Here is a 974-nt window from a genome sequence, read left to right as displayed (position 1 = left end):
AAAATAATCTGTGTATGATGAAATAAAACCGTTTACAATATTTTGCGGTGTTATACTTTCTTTTGTTTTTTGAACATTTAAAACTAACTTTTGATAATTAATATCTTTTTCTAATTTTAAAATTTCTAAATCTCTGTCGATTTCAGCGTATGAAGAGTACTTTTTTGTTTCCATAACTTATTCATTAAAAAAGATTTCTGAAAATTTCTCTAAAATTGGTCCTTCCACAAACTTATCTTTTATAAAGAAAAGTAAAACTGTAAATACCAAATAGATCCCTCCTACTGCTAAAAATCCCAATGCAATACTTCCGAATAAAGCACCAAAAGCATAAGCTGCAGCAAAAGATCCAAAAAGTAAAACCATACTAAAACACAATAAAATCAATGTAAACTTAAAAATTAAAGTTGTTGATTTCATTGCAACTTTAAAACCCCAGAGTTTATAATATGCTAAATGACTATCAATATAAACTTTAGCCTGATCCTGAATTTTTTCTGTATTTTCCTTTAATTCTTCAAAAGCCATAATTGTAGTTTTAATTAAAAAAAGAAGCACAAAATACACTTTGAAAAAAACTGTACTTTGTTAATACTTAAAATTAAGTAAAATAAACCAAAATACAATTATAAAAATCCAAGTGAACTTTGTGCTCCTTAAATATTATTTCTGAAGTTTCGCGTTATGCGCTTTTAAATCAGCAAGTTTAGATTCTAAAAAAGTAATTACTTCCTCTGTTTTATAACTCATATTCGAAAGTAACTCATCATATGTTCCGTCAAGATTACCCTTTGCATGAGCAAATTTTTCGCGCAATACCTCAGAACTAGCTGAAAGTGAATCTTTTAAATTATGCCTGGCATCGTCTAAACCTTCTTTTAATTTTGCTCGTGTTTTTGATCCTTTATCCGGAGCAAATAATATCCCAATTGCTGCACCAGCAGCTGCGCCTGCTAAAATAGCTGCTACAGTAT

General features: G+C 28.9%; 3 protein-coding genes. All 3 read right to left on the bottom strand.

Translation table 11 applies throughout. The features are described 5' to 3' along the window. Positions 1-174 (bottom strand): DUF6327 family protein (locus B0A81_RS21895; protein WP_089059839.1); only part of this gene is annotated, 174 nt, incomplete at its 3' end. 3 nt (positions 175-177) lie between these two features. Continuing rightward, the gene (locus tag B0A81_RS21055) at positions 178-528 is read right to left on the bottom strand and encodes a competence protein (RefSeq protein WP_089059838.1); all 351 of its coding nucleotides are present in this window, start codon (positions 526-528) and stop codon (positions 178-180) included. Positions 529-663: 135 nt separating this feature from the next. Beyond that, positions 664-974 (bottom strand): YtxH domain-containing protein (locus tag B0A81_RS21050; RefSeq protein WP_089059837.1); only part of this gene is annotated, 311 nt, incomplete at its 5' end.

The sequence above is a fragment of the Flavobacterium plurextorum genome, from assembly GCF_002217395.1.
GTDB lineage: Bacteria > Bacteroidota > Bacteroidia > Flavobacteriales > Flavobacteriaceae > Flavobacterium > Flavobacterium plurextorum.
This window is presented reverse-complemented; position numbering and strand designations above follow the sequence as displayed.

Coding starts and splice junctions, on each gene's coding strand:
- B0A81_RS21055 (WP_089059838.1), bottom strand. CDS start 528: ATGGCTTTTGAAGAATTAAAGGAAAATACAGAAAAAATTCAGGATCAG.